This window comes from Cupriavidus sp. D384, assembly GCF_001652915.1.
Lineage (GTDB): Bacteria > Pseudomonadota > Gammaproteobacteria > Burkholderiales > Burkholderiaceae > Cupriavidus.
In genome coordinates, this window is the sequence record NZ_BBQI01000088.1 from 1 (window position 1) to 15,729 (window position 15,729).

Annotated in this window: 15 protein-coding genes; 7 read left to right on the plus strand and 8 right to left on the minus strand. The window is 64.6% G+C overall.

Annotated elements, in window-relative coordinates; genetic code table 11:
• Positions 1–217 precede the first annotated feature (217 nt).
• A complete protein-coding gene (locus tag A9J21_RS17300) occupies positions 218–1,720 on the minus strand; it encodes a DUF1254 domain-containing protein (RefSeq protein ID WP_066737805.1) in 1,503 nt (500 codons plus the stop codon).
• Positions 1,721–2,002: 282 nt separating this feature from the next.
• On the opposite strand from A9J21_RS17300, the gene A9J21_RS17305 reads away from it, so the two are divergent.
• Complete coding sequence (locus tag A9J21_RS17305) at positions 2,003–2,680, plus strand: VIT1/CCC1 transporter family protein (protein ID WP_066737807.1); 678 nt, start codon at positions 2,003–2,005, stop codon at positions 2,678–2,680.
• A 1-nt stretch (position 2,681) separates the two neighbouring features.
• Entirely contained in the window at positions 2,682–3,329 is a 648-nt protein-coding gene (locus A9J21_RS17310) for a hypothetical protein (protein WP_066737809.1), read from the plus strand.
• 85 nt (positions 3,330–3,414) lie between these two features.
• On the opposite strand, the gene A9J21_RS17315 is transcribed toward A9J21_RS17310, so the two are convergent.
• Entirely contained in the window at positions 3,415–3,897 is a 483-nt protein-coding gene (locus A9J21_RS17315) for an aminoacyl-tRNA deacylase (protein ID WP_066737811.1), read from the minus strand.
• A gap of 276 nt (positions 3,898–4,173) precedes the next feature.
• On the opposite strand from A9J21_RS17315, the gene katG reads away from it, so the two are divergent.
• Positions 4,174–6,429 carry a catalase/peroxidase HPI gene (katG, locus tag A9J21_RS17320; RefSeq protein ID WP_066737814.1) on the plus strand — a complete coding sequence of 752 codons (2,256 nt, stop codon included), beginning with the start codon at positions 4,174–4,176 and terminating at the stop codon, positions 6,427–6,429.
• 122 nt (positions 6,430–6,551) lie between these two features.
• On the opposite strand, the gene A9J21_RS17325 is transcribed toward katG, so the two are convergent.
• The 4 genes from A9J21_RS17325 to A9J21_RS17340 all read right to left on the minus strand — a co-directional run bounded on the left by A9J21_RS17325 (position 6,552) and on the right by A9J21_RS17340 (position 10,304).
• Positions 6,552–7,325, minus strand: coding sequence for a hypothetical protein (locus A9J21_RS17325; protein WP_156545982.1), 774 nt, complete (start codon positions 7,323–7,325; stop codon positions 6,552–6,554).
• Between the two features lie 154 nt (positions 7,326–7,479).
• Complete coding sequence (locus A9J21_RS17330; RefSeq protein ID WP_066737817.1) at positions 7,480–8,172, minus strand: TetR/AcrR family transcriptional regulator; 693 nt, start codon at positions 8,170–8,172, stop codon at positions 7,480–7,482.
• Between the two features lie 75 nt (positions 8,173–8,247).
• Positions 8,248–8,838, minus strand: a complete 591-nt coding sequence (locus A9J21_RS17335) for a septation protein IspZ (protein WP_066737818.1) — start codon at positions 8,836–8,838, stop codon at positions 8,248–8,250.
• Positions 8,835–10,304 carry a carotenoid oxygenase family protein gene (locus A9J21_RS17340; protein WP_231906959.1) on the minus strand — a complete coding sequence of 490 codons (1,470 nt, stop codon included), beginning with the start codon at positions 10,302–10,304 and terminating at the stop codon, positions 8,835–8,837. Before A9J21_RS17340 ends, A9J21_RS17335 begins: the two co-directional genes overlap by 4 nt.
• A gap of 300 nt (positions 10,305–10,604) precedes the next feature.
• Here A9J21_RS17340 and A9J21_RS17345 point away from each other — a divergent pair, with 300 nt between their 5' ends.
• Entirely contained in the window at positions 10,605–11,066 is a 462-nt protein-coding gene (locus tag A9J21_RS17345; RefSeq protein WP_066737961.1) for a DUF2501 domain-containing protein, read from the plus strand.
• Positions 11,067–11,094: 28 nt separating this feature from the next.
• On the opposite strand, the gene A9J21_RS17350 is transcribed toward A9J21_RS17345, so the two are convergent.
• Positions 11,095–11,529, minus strand: coding sequence for a universal stress protein (locus tag A9J21_RS17350; protein WP_066737820.1), 435 nt, complete (start codon positions 11,527–11,529; stop codon positions 11,095–11,097).
• A 162-nt stretch (positions 11,530–11,691) separates the two neighbouring features.
• Between A9J21_RS17350 and A9J21_RS17355 the strand changes: the two genes are divergently transcribed.
• Both A9J21_RS17355 and A9J21_RS17360 read left to right on the plus strand, forming a co-directional pair.
• Positions 11,692–12,267: a GNAT family N-acetyltransferase gene (locus tag A9J21_RS17355; RefSeq protein ID WP_066737822.1), complete on the plus strand. Its 576-nt coding sequence runs from the start codon at positions 11,692–11,694 to the stop codon at positions 12,265–12,267.
• Positions 12,268–12,419: 152 nt separating this feature from the next.
• Positions 12,420–14,210: an FAD-dependent oxidoreductase gene (locus tag A9J21_RS17360; RefSeq protein WP_066737826.1), complete on the plus strand. Its 1,791-nt coding sequence runs from the start codon at positions 12,420–12,422 to the stop codon at positions 14,208–14,210.
• A 119-nt stretch (positions 14,211–14,329) separates the two neighbouring features.
• Here the strand turns inward: A9J21_RS17360 and A9J21_RS17365 are convergent, their stop codons facing one another.
• Complete coding sequence (locus A9J21_RS17365) at positions 14,330–14,764, minus strand: nuclear transport factor 2 family protein (protein WP_066737828.1); 435 nt, start codon at positions 14,762–14,764, stop codon at positions 14,330–14,332.
• 417 nt (positions 14,765–15,181) lie between these two features.
• Between A9J21_RS17365 and A9J21_RS17370 the strand changes: the two genes are divergently transcribed.
• Positions 15,182–15,727 (plus strand): cupin domain-containing protein, encoded by a 546-nt coding sequence (locus A9J21_RS17370; protein WP_066737830.1) that lies wholly within the window; start codon positions 15,182–15,184, stop codon positions 15,725–15,727.
• The last annotated feature ends 2 nt before the right edge of the window (positions 15,728–15,729 follow it).

The window sequence follows — 15,729 nt, forward strand, 5'->3', positions numbered from 1 at the left end:
CCTGGAAGTCTGGGTGTTTGGCGACTTCCAGTTTTCCAGACTCAGATCGGATGAACCACGGATACAACGTATTGAAGCTTCACAGCTAGCCGAGTCGATGACTGACGTGATCTCAAAAAGCCGATGATTGCGTGTTGACCGACTCGCACTCGCTCGCCTCTCGGCGTGCTGCAATTGCCGAAAGGCGCGTCGACAGAAGTGGATTTGATTTCAGTCGTCACCTCACCTCTTCCAAATCTCCCGGCTTCCAACTCCGGTCAAACCACGCCTGCAACGGCGCATATAGTCGGAGAATGACCATCCACTTCTTCTTTGGCATGGTCTCCACCCAGTTGCTCTCCTGGCCTGCTGGCGCCTTCGGACCGAACCAGACAGTGTACGAGCCATCGGCATTTGGTTTCATGCTCTTCTGGTTGCTGTCGATGCCGGCAAGCTTCTGGTTGGTTTCCAGCATCGAGCGTGTTTGTGTGTCGTATGCCGTGAACGACCAGAACTGGCCGGCCGGCACCGGCCCTGGCAGGGTTACCTTGTAGGTCCTGGAGCCATCCAGATATTCGCCTTTTCCGTCCCGGGTCGTTATCGCGTATGCCGAACCCGATCCTGGCTTGGCCGCAGACATGGCAGGCGTGATTCCGGTCGCGGCATAGTGGAACAGCGTGCGCGCATCCAGCATGCGTTCGCCGTTGTCCATGAACTGGTAGCTGTTGCCGATGAAGCCATTACCCCACTGCCGGTCAGGAAAGAACTTAAAGCGCGCGTCGCGCGGGGCGAACTGAATCGCGCGTGCAGCGGCATTCCCTACCGCGACGGCGTCGGTCAAGATTGATTTCATCCGTGCATCGGGCTCGAAAGGCTTTCCCTTCTTGATGCCGATGGCACTGAACAGGCCGACGATCTCCGGATCAAACGCATCTCCCGGTTCGTACTGAATGACTTCGTTCATCTCCTGGTAGAACTTGAAATTGTTCGAATGGATAGTATTGAACTGCCTGCCAGAGGTGTTGACGAACGTCGTCACTGGCGGATTCTCGGCGAGCGCCAGCGGATAAATGTGCGTGCTCTGCTTCACGTGCCTGACGGTTGCCGGCGTGTCGTTGTTCTGTACAAAGGCGCGGAAAAACATCAGGTTGGTAAAGGTAGGTGTTGGTATTACGAAGTAGCCTTTGTCAGGCACCGCCCCTTTATAGCCAGGGGGCACGAACAGATATTTCCCACCTTTGCCCTTGTCCGGTCCCGTCATGCCGACATCCGTGACAAAACGGAAATAGGCGTCATCGACCGGCCCCAGCACGCCGGGCGGAATCTCGACCACGACTGGGCCGTCCTTGACGTCAATGCATGTGGCGCCATAAACCGTGGTGGAGTTTGCGGTAAGGAAGAGCGAACGCGCGTCCAGCAGATCTTCGCTGATGCTGAGGCCCTGGTTTTTCCTGACGCCTGCTTGTTCCAGGCCGGTGCAGATGGCGTGTACGGATGCAGCGGGAATCCCTGAGAGGAACGCCTCGATGCCGCGCGAGAAGTCGACTTGATCGTAGGCCTTCCTGACCGTATCCGCGTCAGGCAGGCCGTCGACAAACTTCAGTGCGCCGATGCGCGTCTCCACCGTATCCGGCGTCGTAATGGAGGGCGGCACCACTGCAGAATATTTCGGGGTGGTTTGAGCCTGTGCCGAAGCCACGGCCACCATTGAAAATACGGAGACAAGTATTGCTGCTTTCATGGATTTCCCCACGTATCAAACTACGTGACAGTTTTTAACGTCAACGGGGAATATATCGGTAGACCACCCGGGGCGACCCATACATCACTGCTGAAAGTTTTATCTCTCCTTGTTAAAAATTGTCGATGGGTCGGTGGTCATCTGCGCTACGGCAAATGCGGTCGGCGGCCTGCGTTGTTTCCCCATTCCCGGTCGTGCGATAGGTCATTGGTCCAATGGCAGACAGGCGTTGTCCGGTCTACCGTGTCCGAACCTACTGCTGGTGCACGGGGAGGAACCTCCATGTCGGCAATCAATCCGTCGCACAGCGACAGCGTGCAGGATCGCGCACCCACCCTCGACGTGGTCGATCGCGTGTCCGAGATGTGCTTTGGGCTCTACATGGCGTTGACGTTCGTTGGCGCGGTGTCATCCGCCACGGCCGGGCCCGATGCCGCCCAGACCATGCTGCGTGCCGCGCTGGGCTGCAATCTCGCCTGGGGGCTGGTCGACGCCATCATGTATCTGGTGCGGACGCTGGCCGGGCGCGGCATGCTGCAGAAGCTTGCCTTGACGGCCAAGCATGGCGATGCGCCTGCGGGCATTGCCGCCATACGCGATGCGCTGCCGCCAGCCATGAACCCGCACATCGCCAACGACGACCTCGAACCGGTGCGGCTGCGCCTGGTCTCCGGCGCCACGGTGCCAGACCGCCCCACGCTGAATGGTGGCGACTTCCTTGCTGCAATCCGTATCTTCTTCATCGTGGTGCTGACGACATTCCCCGTGGCGCTGCCATTCGTGCTGCTGCACGACGTCGCCACGGCTTTGGTGGTGTCCAGGGTGCTGACGCTGATCATGCTGTTCGTGGGCGGCGCGGCGCTGGGGCACTACGGCGGGATCAACCCGTGGCGCGCCGGATTCTGGATGATGGCGCTAGGGGTGGCCGTCACCATGGCGGTCATTGCGCTGGGAGGCTGAGATGCGTGCCACCGCCCTGGCAGCAGCTGTGATCTGGCTGGCGTCGAATGGCGCCCATGCGCAGGAAATAGCCGTCACCCCGCCTGCCCCCGCCGAGGCTGCGCCGCCGCCCGCCTGGAGTTTCCTGGCAACGGGCTTCTGGAACATGCCGCGTCACGAAGACAGCTACGGCTCGGGCATATTCTCGGCCGATCACGGTCAGTTGCATCTCGAGGCGCGCGTCAACTACGAGGCCATGCATGCCCAGTCGGGCTTTGTCGGCTGGTCGTTCTCGGGTGGAGAGACCCTCCAGTACAAGGTCACGCCCATTGTCGGCGTCGTGGTTGGCAGCGCGCACGGCCCCATCGCCGGCGTGGAGGCCAGCCTCGCGGTAAGCAAGTTCGACTATTACATCGAGGCCGAATACCTGCCCGGAACGGGGTCCACAACGCCCTACACCTACGCATGGAGCGAACTCGGATTTCGCCCCGTCCAGTGGCTGCGGGTCGGCCTTGTCGCACAGCGTACGCGGATCTACGGCGGCGACCGCGAATTCCAGCGCGGCGGGCTGGTGCAACTCACGTTTGGCAAGGTCACCGGCAGCGTCTACTGGTTCAATCCGGCTTCCCACGATCAGGTGGTGATTGCCGCCATGTCCCTCGCGTTCTAGCGCGGCCCGCACCGGCTGCGGCCCGGCGAGCGCAGGCTACGTCACGTTCCCGGCAGGAACGGGCCGCCTGCGCCCTGCCCCTTGCCTACATCACGCGATGTGCGAAATGGCCGCGCCGCGCGTCGGTCATCAGCTGCGAGAAATCGTCGACGTTCATATGGACCAGCGCTTCGCGGTCGCCGGCCTCGAAGTAGACGTCGTCGTGGGCCAGCAAGCTATCGTCGATCCAGGTCAGCGTGCCGTAAGCCATCCCAACCGGTGGCAGCGCGTGCTGGTCGCAGTCGCGGAACACCTCGCGCACGCCGTCGGCATGCGCGTAGGCCAGCTTGCGGCCGGTCTGCTCTCGTAGTTCAGCCAGTTTCAGGCGATGGCTGGCGGGAATCACGGCGGCCAGATAGCCCTTGTCGTCTTCCAGCAGCACGGTACGCGCCAGCCGGTCGGCGGGGATGCTGGGCGCCGGCATTGCCGTCGCGTCAGCGGGCGTCCCGGGCCGCCCGGGGCGTCGCACGGTCTCGAACCGGCTCTCCGTCCTGCTCAGGCATCGTGCCAGCTTCGTAGACATGGTCATGATCGCAGCCTCCCGGCGTCAGCCGCCGCAGTGGTCTGAAGTACCGGAACTATAGGTCACGCACCGCGCGGCAAATGGTCGGTGCTAACCCGAATCGTGATGGCGCACACGTCATAGCGATGCCCTATCGCGCCGATTGCAAAGCTCTCATGTTGTTGACATGCGCTCTCGCCTATATTTCTCGTGCGACAGGATCTGCCGAGGCAGAGCCTCGTGGAAGTGTTGACGCGTGAAGACAGACTAGAACTACCGTTTGGATCCCCCAAAGGAGAGAGCATGTCTAACGAAAAGTGTCCCTTCAACCATGCCGCCGGCGGCGGCACCACCAATGCGGACTGGTGGCCGAAACAGCTGCGGCTTGACTTGCTGGCCCAGCATTCGGACAAATCCAATCCGCTGGGCGAGGGATTCGACTACGCCGCGGCCTTCAAGAGCCTCGACTACGCTGCGCTGAAGCAGGACCTGGCCAAGGTGATGACCGATTCGCAGGACTGGTGGCCGGCCGACTTCGGCCACTATGGCCCACTGTTCATCCGCATGGCCTGGCACAGCGCCGGCACGTATCGCATCGGCGATGGCCGTGGGGGTGGCGGCCGCGGCCAGCAGCGTTTTGCGCCGCTCAACAGCTGGCCCGACAACGTCAGCCTGGACAAGGCCCGCCGGCTGCTATGGCCCGTCAAGCAGAAGTACGGGCAGAAGATTTCCTGGGCCGACCTGATGATCCTGGCCGGCAACGTCGCCCTGGAAACCATGGGCTTCAAGACGTTCGGCTTTGGCGCCGGCCGCGAAGACACCTGGGAACCGGACCAGGACGTCTACTGGGGCAATGAAAAGACGTGGCTGGGCGGTGATGTGCGTTACGGCAAGGGTGCCGCGGGCAGGCAGGACGACGGCGGCGTGCTGGTGGCCGATGTGGAAAAACATGGCGAGGAAGTCAGCCGCACCGACCCGGGCCGCAATCTGGAAAATCCGCTGGGCGCGGTGCAGATGGGCCTGATCTATGTGAATCCGGAAGGCCCGGACGGTAACCCCGATCCGCTGGCCGCCGCGTATGACATCCGCGATACGTTTGGCCGAATGGCCATGGACGACGAGGAAACCGTGGCGCTGATCGCCGGAGGCCACACCTTTGGCAAGACGCACGGCGCGGGCCCTGCCAGCAACGTGGGGCCGGAACCCGAAGCGGCCGCGCTGGAACTGCAGGGCTTGGGCTGGCAGAACAAGTACGGGACTGGCAAGGGCGCCGACACCATTACCAGCGGTCTGGAAGTGACGTGGAGCAGCACCCCGACCCAATGGGGCCAGGGCTTCTGGGAAAACCTGTTCAACTTCGAATACGAGTTGACCAAGAGCCCGGCCGGCGCCAACCAGTGGGTGGCGAAGGATGCACCTGAAACGGTGCCGCACGCGCACGATGCGTCGAAGAAGCTCAAGCCGACCATGCTGACCACCGACTTGTCGCTGCGCTTCGATCCGATCTACGAGAAGATCTCGCGCCGCTTCAAGGACGATCCGAAGGCGTTTGCCGATGCCTTCGCCCGCGCGTGGTTCAAGCTGACCCACCGCGACATGGGGCCGGTGGCGCGCTACCTGGGCCCGGAAGTGCCGTCCGAGGAACTGCTGTGGCAGGACCCGATCCCGAAGGTGGACCACCCGCTGGTGGACGACAAGGACATCGCGGCGCTCAAGCAGAAGGTGCTGGCATCGGGGCTGTCGATCGCCGAACTGGTGAAGACGGCGTGGGCCTCGGCGTCGACGTTCCGCGGCTCGGACAAGCGCGGCGGCGCCAATGGTGCCCGTATCCGCCTGACCCCGCAGAAGGACTGGGCGATCAACGAGCCCGATCAGCTGGGCAAGGTGCTGTCGAAGCTGGAAGGCATCCAGAAGGAGTTCAACGGTGCGGCATCGGGCGGCAAGAAGGTCTCGCTGGCCGACCTGATCGTGCTGGCGGGTGGCGCCGCCATCGAGAAGGCGGCCGAGAAAGCTGGCAAGAAGCTGACCGTGCCATTCTCGCCTGGCCGCATGGATGCGTCGCAAGACCAGACCGACGTGAAGTCGATGGACGCCATGGAGCAGACCGCCGATGCGTTCCGCAACTACGTCAATCCGCGCGTGCGCGTGCCCGCCGAGCACATGATGATCGACAAGGCGCAACTGCTGACACTGACCGCGCCCGAGATGACGGTGCTGATCGGCGGCATGCGCGTGTTGAACGTCCATGCTGGCAAGGATGCCCACGGCGTGCTGACCGACCGGCCCGAGACGCTGACGAACGACTTCTTCCGCAACCTGCTCGATATGAGCCTGGAGTGGACGCCGCTGTCGCGCGACGTGTTCGAAGGCGCCGATCGCAAGACCGGCGCGGTCAAGTGGACGGGCTCGCGGGTCGACCTGGTGTTCGGCTCGCACGCGCAGCTGCGTGCGCTGTCCGAGGTGTACGCCAGCGCCGATGGCGCCGACCGGTTCTACACGGACTTTGTCGCCGCCTGGGCCAAGGTGATGGACCTGGACCGCTTCGACCTGCGCAAGTAAGGTAGCGCTGTAACAAAAAGGGCGCCGATGTGGGAATCGGCGCCCTTCTCTGTTTCTGATCCTGGTGATCTGCCGGAAAACCGGAATGCCAGCCGGTGCGCAAACCGGTCGACGTTATTCGGTTATTGCTGGGTATCCGAACGGCTCAGCACCCTGCTTCTGCTTTCTCCTTCGGGTGGATCTTCCGGCGTCAGCGCGAAACTGCGCTCCCAGACAACGACATCGTCATAAGCATAGAGCCGGCAATTGGTGAATCGCATTTCGCGGCAGCGTGCCATCGCCTTTTCAATGGCATTCGGGCTATTGCCCCAGAACGCATAATGTCCGCCATCGGCCAGCACGAAAGCCTTGGGCGCCTTGCGATCGCGATAGGTGGCGTAACCCTTGCGGGCGCGTAAATAGGGAACGGCATCGATGTTTGCCGCATCGGCGTAACCGGTGGCGGCGGGCAGCGATGTTTCGACATGTCCAAGCCCGTTTGCGGTGGCAGGAATGCTGACGATCGAGTTCATGCCCATGCGGACCATGATCAGGTCCGGGTAGTCGTAGGCTGCGCCCGATGCCGTGTCCACTGCGACGCCAATTGCCCCGCCGATCAGTATGTTGCCGAAGGCCGCAGCCTTGGTTGTCGACTTCACGGTAGCCAGGCCTGGCTCCTGTCCGTCCTTGTCGCACCTGACCGACATGTCGCCATAGGCCCGGTTGATGGTGATGGTGCCCGGCGTGGTGACGTAATACGTGCCCTTGCTATTGGTCAGCTTGCATTTGGCGCCGGCATGCGGCTGATCATGGTCGCGGGTTTCCACCGAAACCACCTGGTTGGTGCCGCTGACGATGGATGCACAACCCCCAAAAAGACTACTCGCACAAACAAGCGCGATGGCGATGACTCGCATGCTTTCCCTGACATATCGTTTTAGTTTTTTATTGCGATGGCATCGCAACAGACCCGGCATGCATTACGGCATTAATCCCCTGCGCTGAATACCCCCCGAACTTCGTAATGCCTCCGGCCAGATACATGCATATCCAGCCTGAATGTCCGGAGGATTATGGTTTGCAGCACGCGCTTAATGCCCGCAGGCAGAATTCCGCCACCACGCCGGCCATCTGGTCGATATCGAGCGGCTCCGCCGATACTGCGGAAATGCGGGTATGGCTGGCCGTCACCGTAGCCAGGCCATGCGCGGCGATCCAGACCGCGAAGGCCAGTTGCTCCTCGGTCAGTTGCATCGGCGCCCTGCCGTCCAGGCACGCGGTCACGGCCTCGCGCACGCGCGAGAACGAATCGCCCGCGGCCTGCGTCAGTTCGGGATAATCGGTGCGGCGTTCGACGCCGGGGCCGAACATCAGGTGAAAGCGAGCCGGATACGTGTGTGCAAATTCGGCATAGCCCACCAGCAGCCCGCGCAGGCGGTCGGCCGGCGTGGTGTTCGGCAGCCGGGCGGCGCGTTCGCTCTTGAAGTGCTTGAGTTCGCGGAACGCCTGCGCGGCGATTGCCGCCAGCAGCCCGTTGCGGTCCTGAAAATGGTGCGATGGCGCGCCGGGCGACACCCCCGCCAGCCTGGCTGCCGTGCGCATGCTCATCGCGGCAACGCCTTCGGTATCGATCAGATGCAGACCCCAGGCGATCAGCGCCGCGCGCAGATCGCCATGGTGCCACTGCCCTTCGGGCTTGGTGGCTGCGCCGCTGGGCGCCTTGGGGGGCCGGGACGGGCGGGCCGCCGTGGAATCCTGTGTCATGCCGGGCTGCTGCCGTGATTCAAGGGCCTCCATGCTACCGTGGCTACGTGGCTACGGGGCTACGGGGCTACGTGGCTACGTGGCTACGGGGCTGTCCAGCGCGCCGTCGGCCTCCGGTGCGGTGGCCGGGCGCCGACGCAACGCGGCCTTCACCACGGCGTACTGCACGCAGAACAGCACCCCCTTGGACGCGGCCGGATAGATCGCGATAAAGGCTGGCCACGACGCCGGATGCCAGATCGCCACGAACGCGTTCAGCACGGCAGACACCAGCATCAGCACCGCCCAGGCGTAGCCGAAAAATGTCATCTCGGGCTGTACTCGCGGCGCGACGGCCGGTGGCACATAGCGGTTCATCCAGCCGCCGCGCAGCATCACCACGCCGATCACCAGAAACAGGATGCTCGGCTTTGCCATCACGAAGCGCGGATCGGACGTGACCCATGTGGCAACCGACGACACCACGACCGACGCCAGGCTGATCCACTGCAGCACCGCCACACGGCGGCGATGGACGATTTCCCGGCCAACCACGGCCAGTGCCACGACCAGCCCCGCCAGCGTGGCGATGCGGACATCCACGCTCAGCGCCATAAGCACGGCAAAGACCAGCACGCCCAGCGTATCGAGAATAACGGGCCACGCCACCCGCAGGATCCGGCTCATGTGCTCGCTCCTTCCACCCAGTTCCCGTGGAAGCCAAATGGCACGCGCTGCGGCAATTCCACCGTGGCGATCGGGCCTGCCTCGACGTTCAGGGCATCGAGCACCAATAGTTCACTGGTGTTCGATGCCGCGCGCCACACCACTGCCAGCAGCCAGCCGTCGCCTTCCGCACGGCCCCGCGCGGCGAATACCGGCTCGGAGGTGGCGTCGCCCGGGGGCAGCCACAGCGTGGCCTGCGCGCCGGACTGGGCATCGACATGCACGATGCCGTTGCGCTCGCTGTGGTCCGACTGTCCCTGTCCGGCGTCTTCCCCCGGCACCGAGGCCGCAAACCACCCATGCCGATGCGGGCGGCCGGCCAGACGGTCGTCGATGCGCGGAAACTCGCCCGGAATGTCGCACAGGCGCTGGCTGGTGAAACTGTCGCGGCCACCGGCCAGGTCAAAGGTCCAGCGGGTCAGATACGCCAGCTGGCGCGACCGGTCGCCCGGCGAGCCGTCCGGGCGCGGAAACAGCGGTGCCTCGTCGTAGACCATGACATCGGCATGGATCGTCTCGCCCTCCTCCCATGCGTTCAGCGCGTGGAACACGTAGCACGGCGGCCCCTGGAACCAGCGCACCGCCGCCGAAGGCGAGTCACGCCGCATGATGCCGATCATCGACGGCCGGTCTGCCTCGAAGGCATACGGCGGCAGCCCCTTCTCCAGGCGCTCGCGGCTGCCGGTCAGCGGCAGCACAGGAAACAGCAGGTGCCGCGTGGTCATCATGAAGTCGTGAACCATGCTGCAGTACGGCGTTTCGAACTTCAGATGGCGGGTGAGCCGGGCATCGGGACCGATGGTGCCGGTCGTCATGGCGGCGGTCAGCGGGCCATCGGCGTTGTAGCCGAAGAAGAACATTTCCCCGGTCAGCGGATCGATCTTGGGATGGGCCGTGAACGGGCCCTGCAGCGGGCCATAGTCGGCATAGCCCAGCGTTTCCAGCGTGTCCGGGGTCATGCGCGTGGGCCGGTGCGCTTCTTCCAGCGCCAGCAGCCGCTGGCCGTGCCACACGATATTGGTGTTTGCCACGCCCCGGTCGTCGCCTGCCCACTCGGGCGCATCGGGCAGCTTGCCCGCGAAGGCGCGGAACAGTGCCCGGCCCGCCCGATCCTCGTCGCGCCATTTCGGGGTGCGGACCCAGCGGTTGCGATAGCTGGCGGCACCGTCCGCCAGTGCGATGGCGTGGATCATGCCGTCGCCGCCGAACCAGTGGGTCGCGGCACTCGGGAAACGGGGATTCGGACCATTCCGATACAGGGTGCCGGTCAGTTCCCGGGGCAGCGCACCATGCACCTTCAGGCCGGCGGCCTCGATTTCCTGTGACACCGGCGCGTAGTTGCCGTTTGTCCAGATGCTGTCCGGCGCCCGCTGGGCCTGCTTGTCGTGCGCCTGCTCATGCGCCTGCTCATGCGCATCTTCATGCACTCTTTGCTGTGCCGTCTCCACGCTGCCTCCCATCCAAACTAATCACTGTTCAGTTTGCGTATTCAAGGCGCCGCTGCAGGGGAAGTCAAGGAAATCTGGCTTGGGGATTTCGCCTATGCGCCCGCGTGCCCATGCACGAAGACGGGCTGCCGGAAGTTTTCATCAACGCCCAGAAAACGTTCATGGCGATGGACACACGGCTGGCCGGGGCCGCCGCGTATAGTGGAAAACGCCATTTCCGGCCCGACCGTAAAAGGAGTCCACCCCATGGCCATCGCCCGTCCTTTCGAACATTCTTCCATCGTCGCCACCCTGCGCCGCGCGGCCTGGCTGGCCGTGCCGGCCGCGCTGCTGGCGGTGTCCGGCATTGCCAGCGCCCAGCTGGGCGACATGCTGAAGTCGTCGCCGCTGGGCGGCAGTTCCGGGTCCAGCCAGGGCGCAGCTGGCGCGCTGGGCAACCTTGGCGGCCTGGGCAGCATCTCGTCACTGACGTCCAGTTCGGCCGGCAATGCGGCCGGCGTGATCGAGTTCTGCATGAAGAACAACTACCTGAACGCCGACGCGGCCACATCGGCCGTCAAGGACAAGCTGCTGGGCTCGGTGTCGGGTGGCACCTCGGACACGGGCTACAGCGACGGCTCGCGCGGCATCCTGTCGACCGGCGGCGGCAAGCCTATGGACCTGAGCGCCAGCGGCCTGAAAGCCGAAGTCACCAAGCAGGTCTGCGACAAGATCCTGGCGCAGGGCAAGTCGATGCTCTGAGCGCCGGCGCGCGTGCGTGGGTTGCGGCCTATGCCGCGTCAGGGTCCGGCGAGTTGATGACGACCGTCGGCACCACCGACTGCGCCACCACCTTCGATACCACGGAACCGGTCAGCGCCGCCTTGAGCGGGCCCACGCCCTTGGCGCCCACTACCAGCAGGTCGGCGTTCTGTTCCGCGGCAAAGCCCACGATGGATGCCACGGCATCGCCGCGCAGCCAGTGCTCGTGAATGGCATCGGTATGGCTATCCAGGATGCGGTGCGCGGCTTCGAACGCCAGGCGCGCCTGCTCGCGGTTTTCCTGCTCGAAATCGACCGTGCCAAACCCGGTGCGCCCCAGCACCGGCGATACGTGTATCAGATGGACGATGCGCGGCGCGGCCAGCGCGCCGGTGGCGGCCACCCAGGAGGTGGCAGTGTGGCTATGGGCGGACCCATCGATTGCCAGCACAACTACGGTCATCGGACGCTCCTTTCCAGAATGGATCGAACTGTCGCGAGCATACTGCAAGAACCGTCGGCCATGCGGCACACGGGCGCGCCTGGCGCGTCCTGGCAGCCTGCCGCGCAGTTGCCTACCATGTCATCACCGCCTTGCCATCCCTGCAAACCTCCGGGCCATCCCATGCCGACCGACGCCAACCCCATCACCGCTCCCCCACCCCGCCTGCTCCAGCTGCCCCTGCACACCACGTTGCGCAATGGACAGCCGGTGGTGCTGCGCAAGATCCGGGAAGACGACAAGGCGGGCATTCTCGAAGCGTTCTCGCAGCTGTCCGACGACTCGCGCTACACGCGCTTCATGGCGGCCATGCGCGATTTGCCCGAGGCGCTGCTGGACGACGTGGTTCACCCGGTGCCCGGGCAGGACTGCACGCTGGCCGCCGTGGCGGGCAACGCCGAAAGCGGGCATCTGGTTGGCGGCGCGCGGTTCGTGGCGCTGCCGGGGCGCGATGCCTGCGAGTTTGCCGTGACCGTGCTCGACGGCTGGCAGTCCACCGGCCTGGGCAGCCTGCTGATGCAGACACTGATAGAGGTTGCGCGGGCCGCCGGGTTCGGCACGATGGAAGGCTACGTGCTGTCGGCCAATCGCGGCATGCGTGGGCTGGCGCACCGTCTTGGCTTTGCCGATACGGTATGCCCCGACGACGCCACGCTGCGCGTGGTCACGCTTGACCTTCGCCATACGCGATCCGCCTGACAAGTCAAATCTTTATCGGTCACCTCCGCGTGCGCAAACGCACGGATGCGGGGTTGGCCCCCCCGTAACTTCGGCCTCAAAGAGCCGCAGCGGCAACATCGCCAGCTGCCCGCATGTCGCCCAGGGCGGCGTGTGACACCGGAGAGGCATTCATGGCATTGAGCGATCCATCGCCGGAAACGACGCTGCAGACACAAGTCTGCGTGATCGGTTCCGGCCCGGCCGGTATTGCCTGCGCGCTGGAATTGGCGCGGCGCCGGATCGACGTGATCCTGGTGGAGGCAGGCGGCACCGACCACCTGCCAGAGGCGCAAGCGATGTGCGATGCCGAGATCGTCGATCCCCGACGCCACGCGCCGATGCACGACGCCGTACGGCGCGCACTGGGCGGGACGTCGTGGCTCTGGGGCGGGCGCTGCCTGCCGTTCGATCCGATCGATTTCGAGCCGCGCGACCACGTGCCGGACGTCGGCTGGCCGGTTTCCTACGCGGAGATCGCGCCGTGGTACCGCATCGCGTGCGAATACGCCAACTGTGGCCGCCCGACATTCACGCTGGCCGAACTTGAGGCCCCGTCGGCCCGCCAGCCTTTAACCAACACGTTCCAGCCCGGCGCCGTCATCGCCAGCGACCTGGAGCGCTGGAGCGGCGAACCCAATTTCGCGCGCCGCTATGCCGAGGCGCTGCGCACCAGCCCGCATGTGCGGCTGCTGCTCGATGCCACATGCGTCGCCATCGACCTGATGCCCGGCAGCGAGCAGATCCGCAGTGTGGGCGTGGTCACGGGTCTGTGCGGCGACACCCGCCTGCGCATTCGTGCCGATCGTTATGTGCTGGCCTGCGGCGGGCTGGAATCCACGCGACTGCTGCTCAATGCCAACCTGCAGCACAACGACCAGCTAGGCAACCGTGGCGGGATGCTGGGGTGCCACTACATGGGCCACGTGTCCGGCAAGATCGCCAGCGTGCGCCTGCACGCCGACCCGGCCCGTACCGTCTGGCATTTCGAGCGCGATGCCCAGGGCTTCTATGCCCGGCGCCGCCTGACCGTGCCGGCCGAGATGCAGCACCGCCATGGCCTGCTCAATACCGCGATGTGGCTGGACAATCCGCCCCTGGCCGATCCCCGGCACGGCAACGGCTTGCTGTCGATGGCCTACCTGGCGCTGCGCACACCCGGCCTGAGCCGCCTGCTGGCTGCGCCGGCCATTGCCAGGCTCACCACGGCGGGCGGCCCCCCCGACGCGCTGACCGCCCATCTGCGCAACGTTGCCCGCGCCTTGCCGAAGATCGCGGCCTTCGTACCGCCGTTTGCCTACCGCCACTATCTGGCACGCCCGCGGCTGCCCGGCTTCATGCTGCAGAGTCCCACCAACCTGTACGCGCTGCACTATCACGCCGAACAGCTGCCGCACCGGGCCAGCCGCGTCACGCTGGCCGACAGCGCGGATCGCCACGGCATGCGGCGGCTCAAGGTGGATTTGCGGTTTCAGCGTGCCGATGCCGAATCGGTGGTGCGCGGCCACGCCTTGCTGGACCGGCACCTGCGCGATACGGGCGCGGGCCAGCTTGACTACTGGACGCCGGCGTCCGAGCGGGTGGACGCCGTACTGGCGATTGCGGCCGACGGCTTTCACCAGATCGGCACCGCCCGCATGGCCGCCGACTGGCGCCGGGGCGTGGTGAACCGGGATTGCCGCGTGTTTGGCACCCGCAACCTGTATGTCGCCAGCAGCGCGGTGTTTCCGACGTCGAGCCAGGCCAATCCAACGCTGACCATCCTGGCGCTGGCCGCACGGCTTGCCCATCATCTCGCGATGCAGCTCGAAAACAACCAGCCGGGGCGCGGCCTGGCTGGCGACGATGGGCGCCTGGCTGATGCCACCGCCGGCAACGGCAACATGCCGATGGCCGCGCGCACGGCCGGCGGGGCGATGCCGTAAGACGGCCGGGCTCCGGCCCGATAGTCGCGCCGCTTGTCGCCCCGCTTGTCGCCCCACTGCGCGGCCGTCCTTGCGCGCCCCGGTTCGCTGTCAATGCGCGGTCATGGCGCGCCTTGCCTTTATTGCGCGCCCGACAGCACGGCCTTCTGCGTGGCAAGCTTCGCGCCCATGGCTTCGGCCAGCGCGTGCAGGCCCGACATCGGCCGCACCATCACTTCGAACTCCTCAATCTTGCCGGCATCGTCAAAACGAAGCATGTCGATGCCTTTCAGCGCCTTGCCATCCACCTCGGCACTGAATTCCAGCACCGCGCTCTTGCCGTCATCCGTGGCGAACATGCGGTGATAGGTGAAATTGCGGAACACCGTGTTCACCGTCTTCAGTACCAGCTTGATGGCGGCACGGCCCGGATATGGCGTATGCGCCACAGGCGAGCGAAACACGATCCGGTCTGACAGCAGCGGGTCCAGCTCTTCCATGGCATTGCGTGCCAGCAGCGTGTGCCAGGCTGCCAGCGTCTGCTGCGCGGCGGGGGTCAGGCCTTGAACGTCCATGCGGGTCTCCTGGGGATTGGGGTTGGTGCAACCTGTGCCGGTGCTTCCTGAGCTTGATTTATGCAACTGGTTGCATAGAGACGCATGCTAACGCGTGCCCGGGCAAAATGCCAGCGCAAAACCGCTCTGACCTTGGGCCATGCACACACTGCATTCCGCGCCTGAAGTTGCCCTCAAAATGCTAGAAATACAAAATCAGACAAACGCCTACAGCGTCTGCGTGTGCCTCACTCTAAGCTTCATCGCAGGACCTGACCCGTCCTGTTTAACCTCCCCCTGCAAACCCGCCTGATTTGCGTCAGGCGGGTTCTTTTTTTGGCCTCATGCAAATGTTTCAAATGTGCGATTTCGCATATTGCGGAATCCCGCATTCGGCAAGCATCGGCAAATAGCCAAAAAATCGAGGAGGCGACCGTCATGCCAGATTCACCGCAAGTCCTTGACCAGGCAAGCCGGTTCGGCAGCATCCGCACCCCGCCGGGCCAGCAGTGCCCCATCTCGCCCAGTTCGGTGCATAGCGGCACGCCGATGATGCGCTACCAGGAACACTCCTGCACGGTGGACGGCGCGGCCTGGACGATGGTCTGGGATTGCACGCGGAGCACGTTCGACTGGTATTACGAATTCGACGAGGTGGTGATCATTCTGGAAGGCAGCGTGCGGGTGACCGACTGCCATGGCAACACGCATACGCTCAATGTGGGCGATGCGGGCTACTTCCCGTGTGGGACGACCTGGCTCTGGGAGGTGGACAACTACGTGCGCAAGGTGGCCTTCTGCCACAACACGATTCCGCGGGGTCTGCGCCTGCCCGTGCGGATCACGCGCCGGCTGGCGCGCGAAGTTCAGGTTCGCGCCCGGAAGCTGCCGCCACTGGGGCGCCAACTGGCAAGCTGGCTGCAGCGCGTGGCAAGGATTGGCCGCACAACGGCCAGCGTGATGCTGTTCGGGATGCCGCTCTAGCC

Bases quoted from the DNA above. Each gene is read 5' to 3' on its own strand.
- A9J21_RS17335 (WP_066737818.1), bottom strand. From the start codon at position 8,838: ATGAGCCGGATCCTGCGGGTGGCGTGGCCCGTTATTCTCGATACGCTG.
- A9J21_RS17325 (WP_156545982.1), bottom strand. From the start codon at position 7,325: ATGCGAGTCATCGCCATCGCGCTTGTTTGTGCGAGTAGTCTTTTTGGG.
- A9J21_RS17315 (WP_066737811.1), bottom strand. From the start codon at position 3,897: ATGACCATGTCTACGAAGCTGGCACGATGCCTGAGCAGGACGGAGAGC.
- A9J21_RS17305 (WP_066737807.1), top strand. From the start codon at position 2,003: ATGTCGGCAATCAATCCGTCGCACAGCGACAGCGTGCAGGATCGCGCA.
- A9J21_RS17310 (WP_066737809.1), top strand. From the start codon at position 2,682: ATGCGTGCCACCGCCCTGGCAGCAGCTGTGATCTGGCTGGCGTCGAAT.
- katG (WP_066737814.1), top strand. From the start codon at position 4,174: ATGTCTAACGAAAAGTGTCCCTTCAACCATGCCGCCGGCGGCGGCACC.
- A9J21_RS17300 (WP_066737805.1), bottom strand. From the start codon at position 1,720: ATGAAAGCAGCAATACTTGTCTCCGTATTTTCAATGGTGGCCGTGGCT.
- A9J21_RS17365 (WP_066737828.1), bottom strand. From the start codon at position 14,764: ATGGACGTTCAAGGCCTGACCCCCGCCGCGCAGCAGACGCTGGCAGCC.
- A9J21_RS17330 (WP_066737817.1), bottom strand. From the start codon at position 8,172: ATGACACAGGATTCCACGGCGGCCCGCCCGTCCCGGCCCCCCAAGGCG.
- A9J21_RS17355 (WP_066737822.1), top strand. From the start codon at position 11,692: ATGCCGACCGACGCCAACCCCATCACCGCTCCCCCACCCCGCCTGCTC.
- A9J21_RS17360 (WP_066737826.1), top strand. From the start codon at position 12,420: ATGGCATTGAGCGATCCATCGCCGGAAACGACGCTGCAGACACAAGTC.
- A9J21_RS17350 (WP_066737820.1), bottom strand. From the start codon at position 11,529: ATGACCGTAGTTGTGCTGGCAATCGATGGGTCCGCCCATAGCCACACT.
- A9J21_RS17370 (WP_066737830.1), top strand. From the start codon at position 15,182: ATGCCAGATTCACCGCAAGTCCTTGACCAGGCAAGCCGGTTCGGCAGC.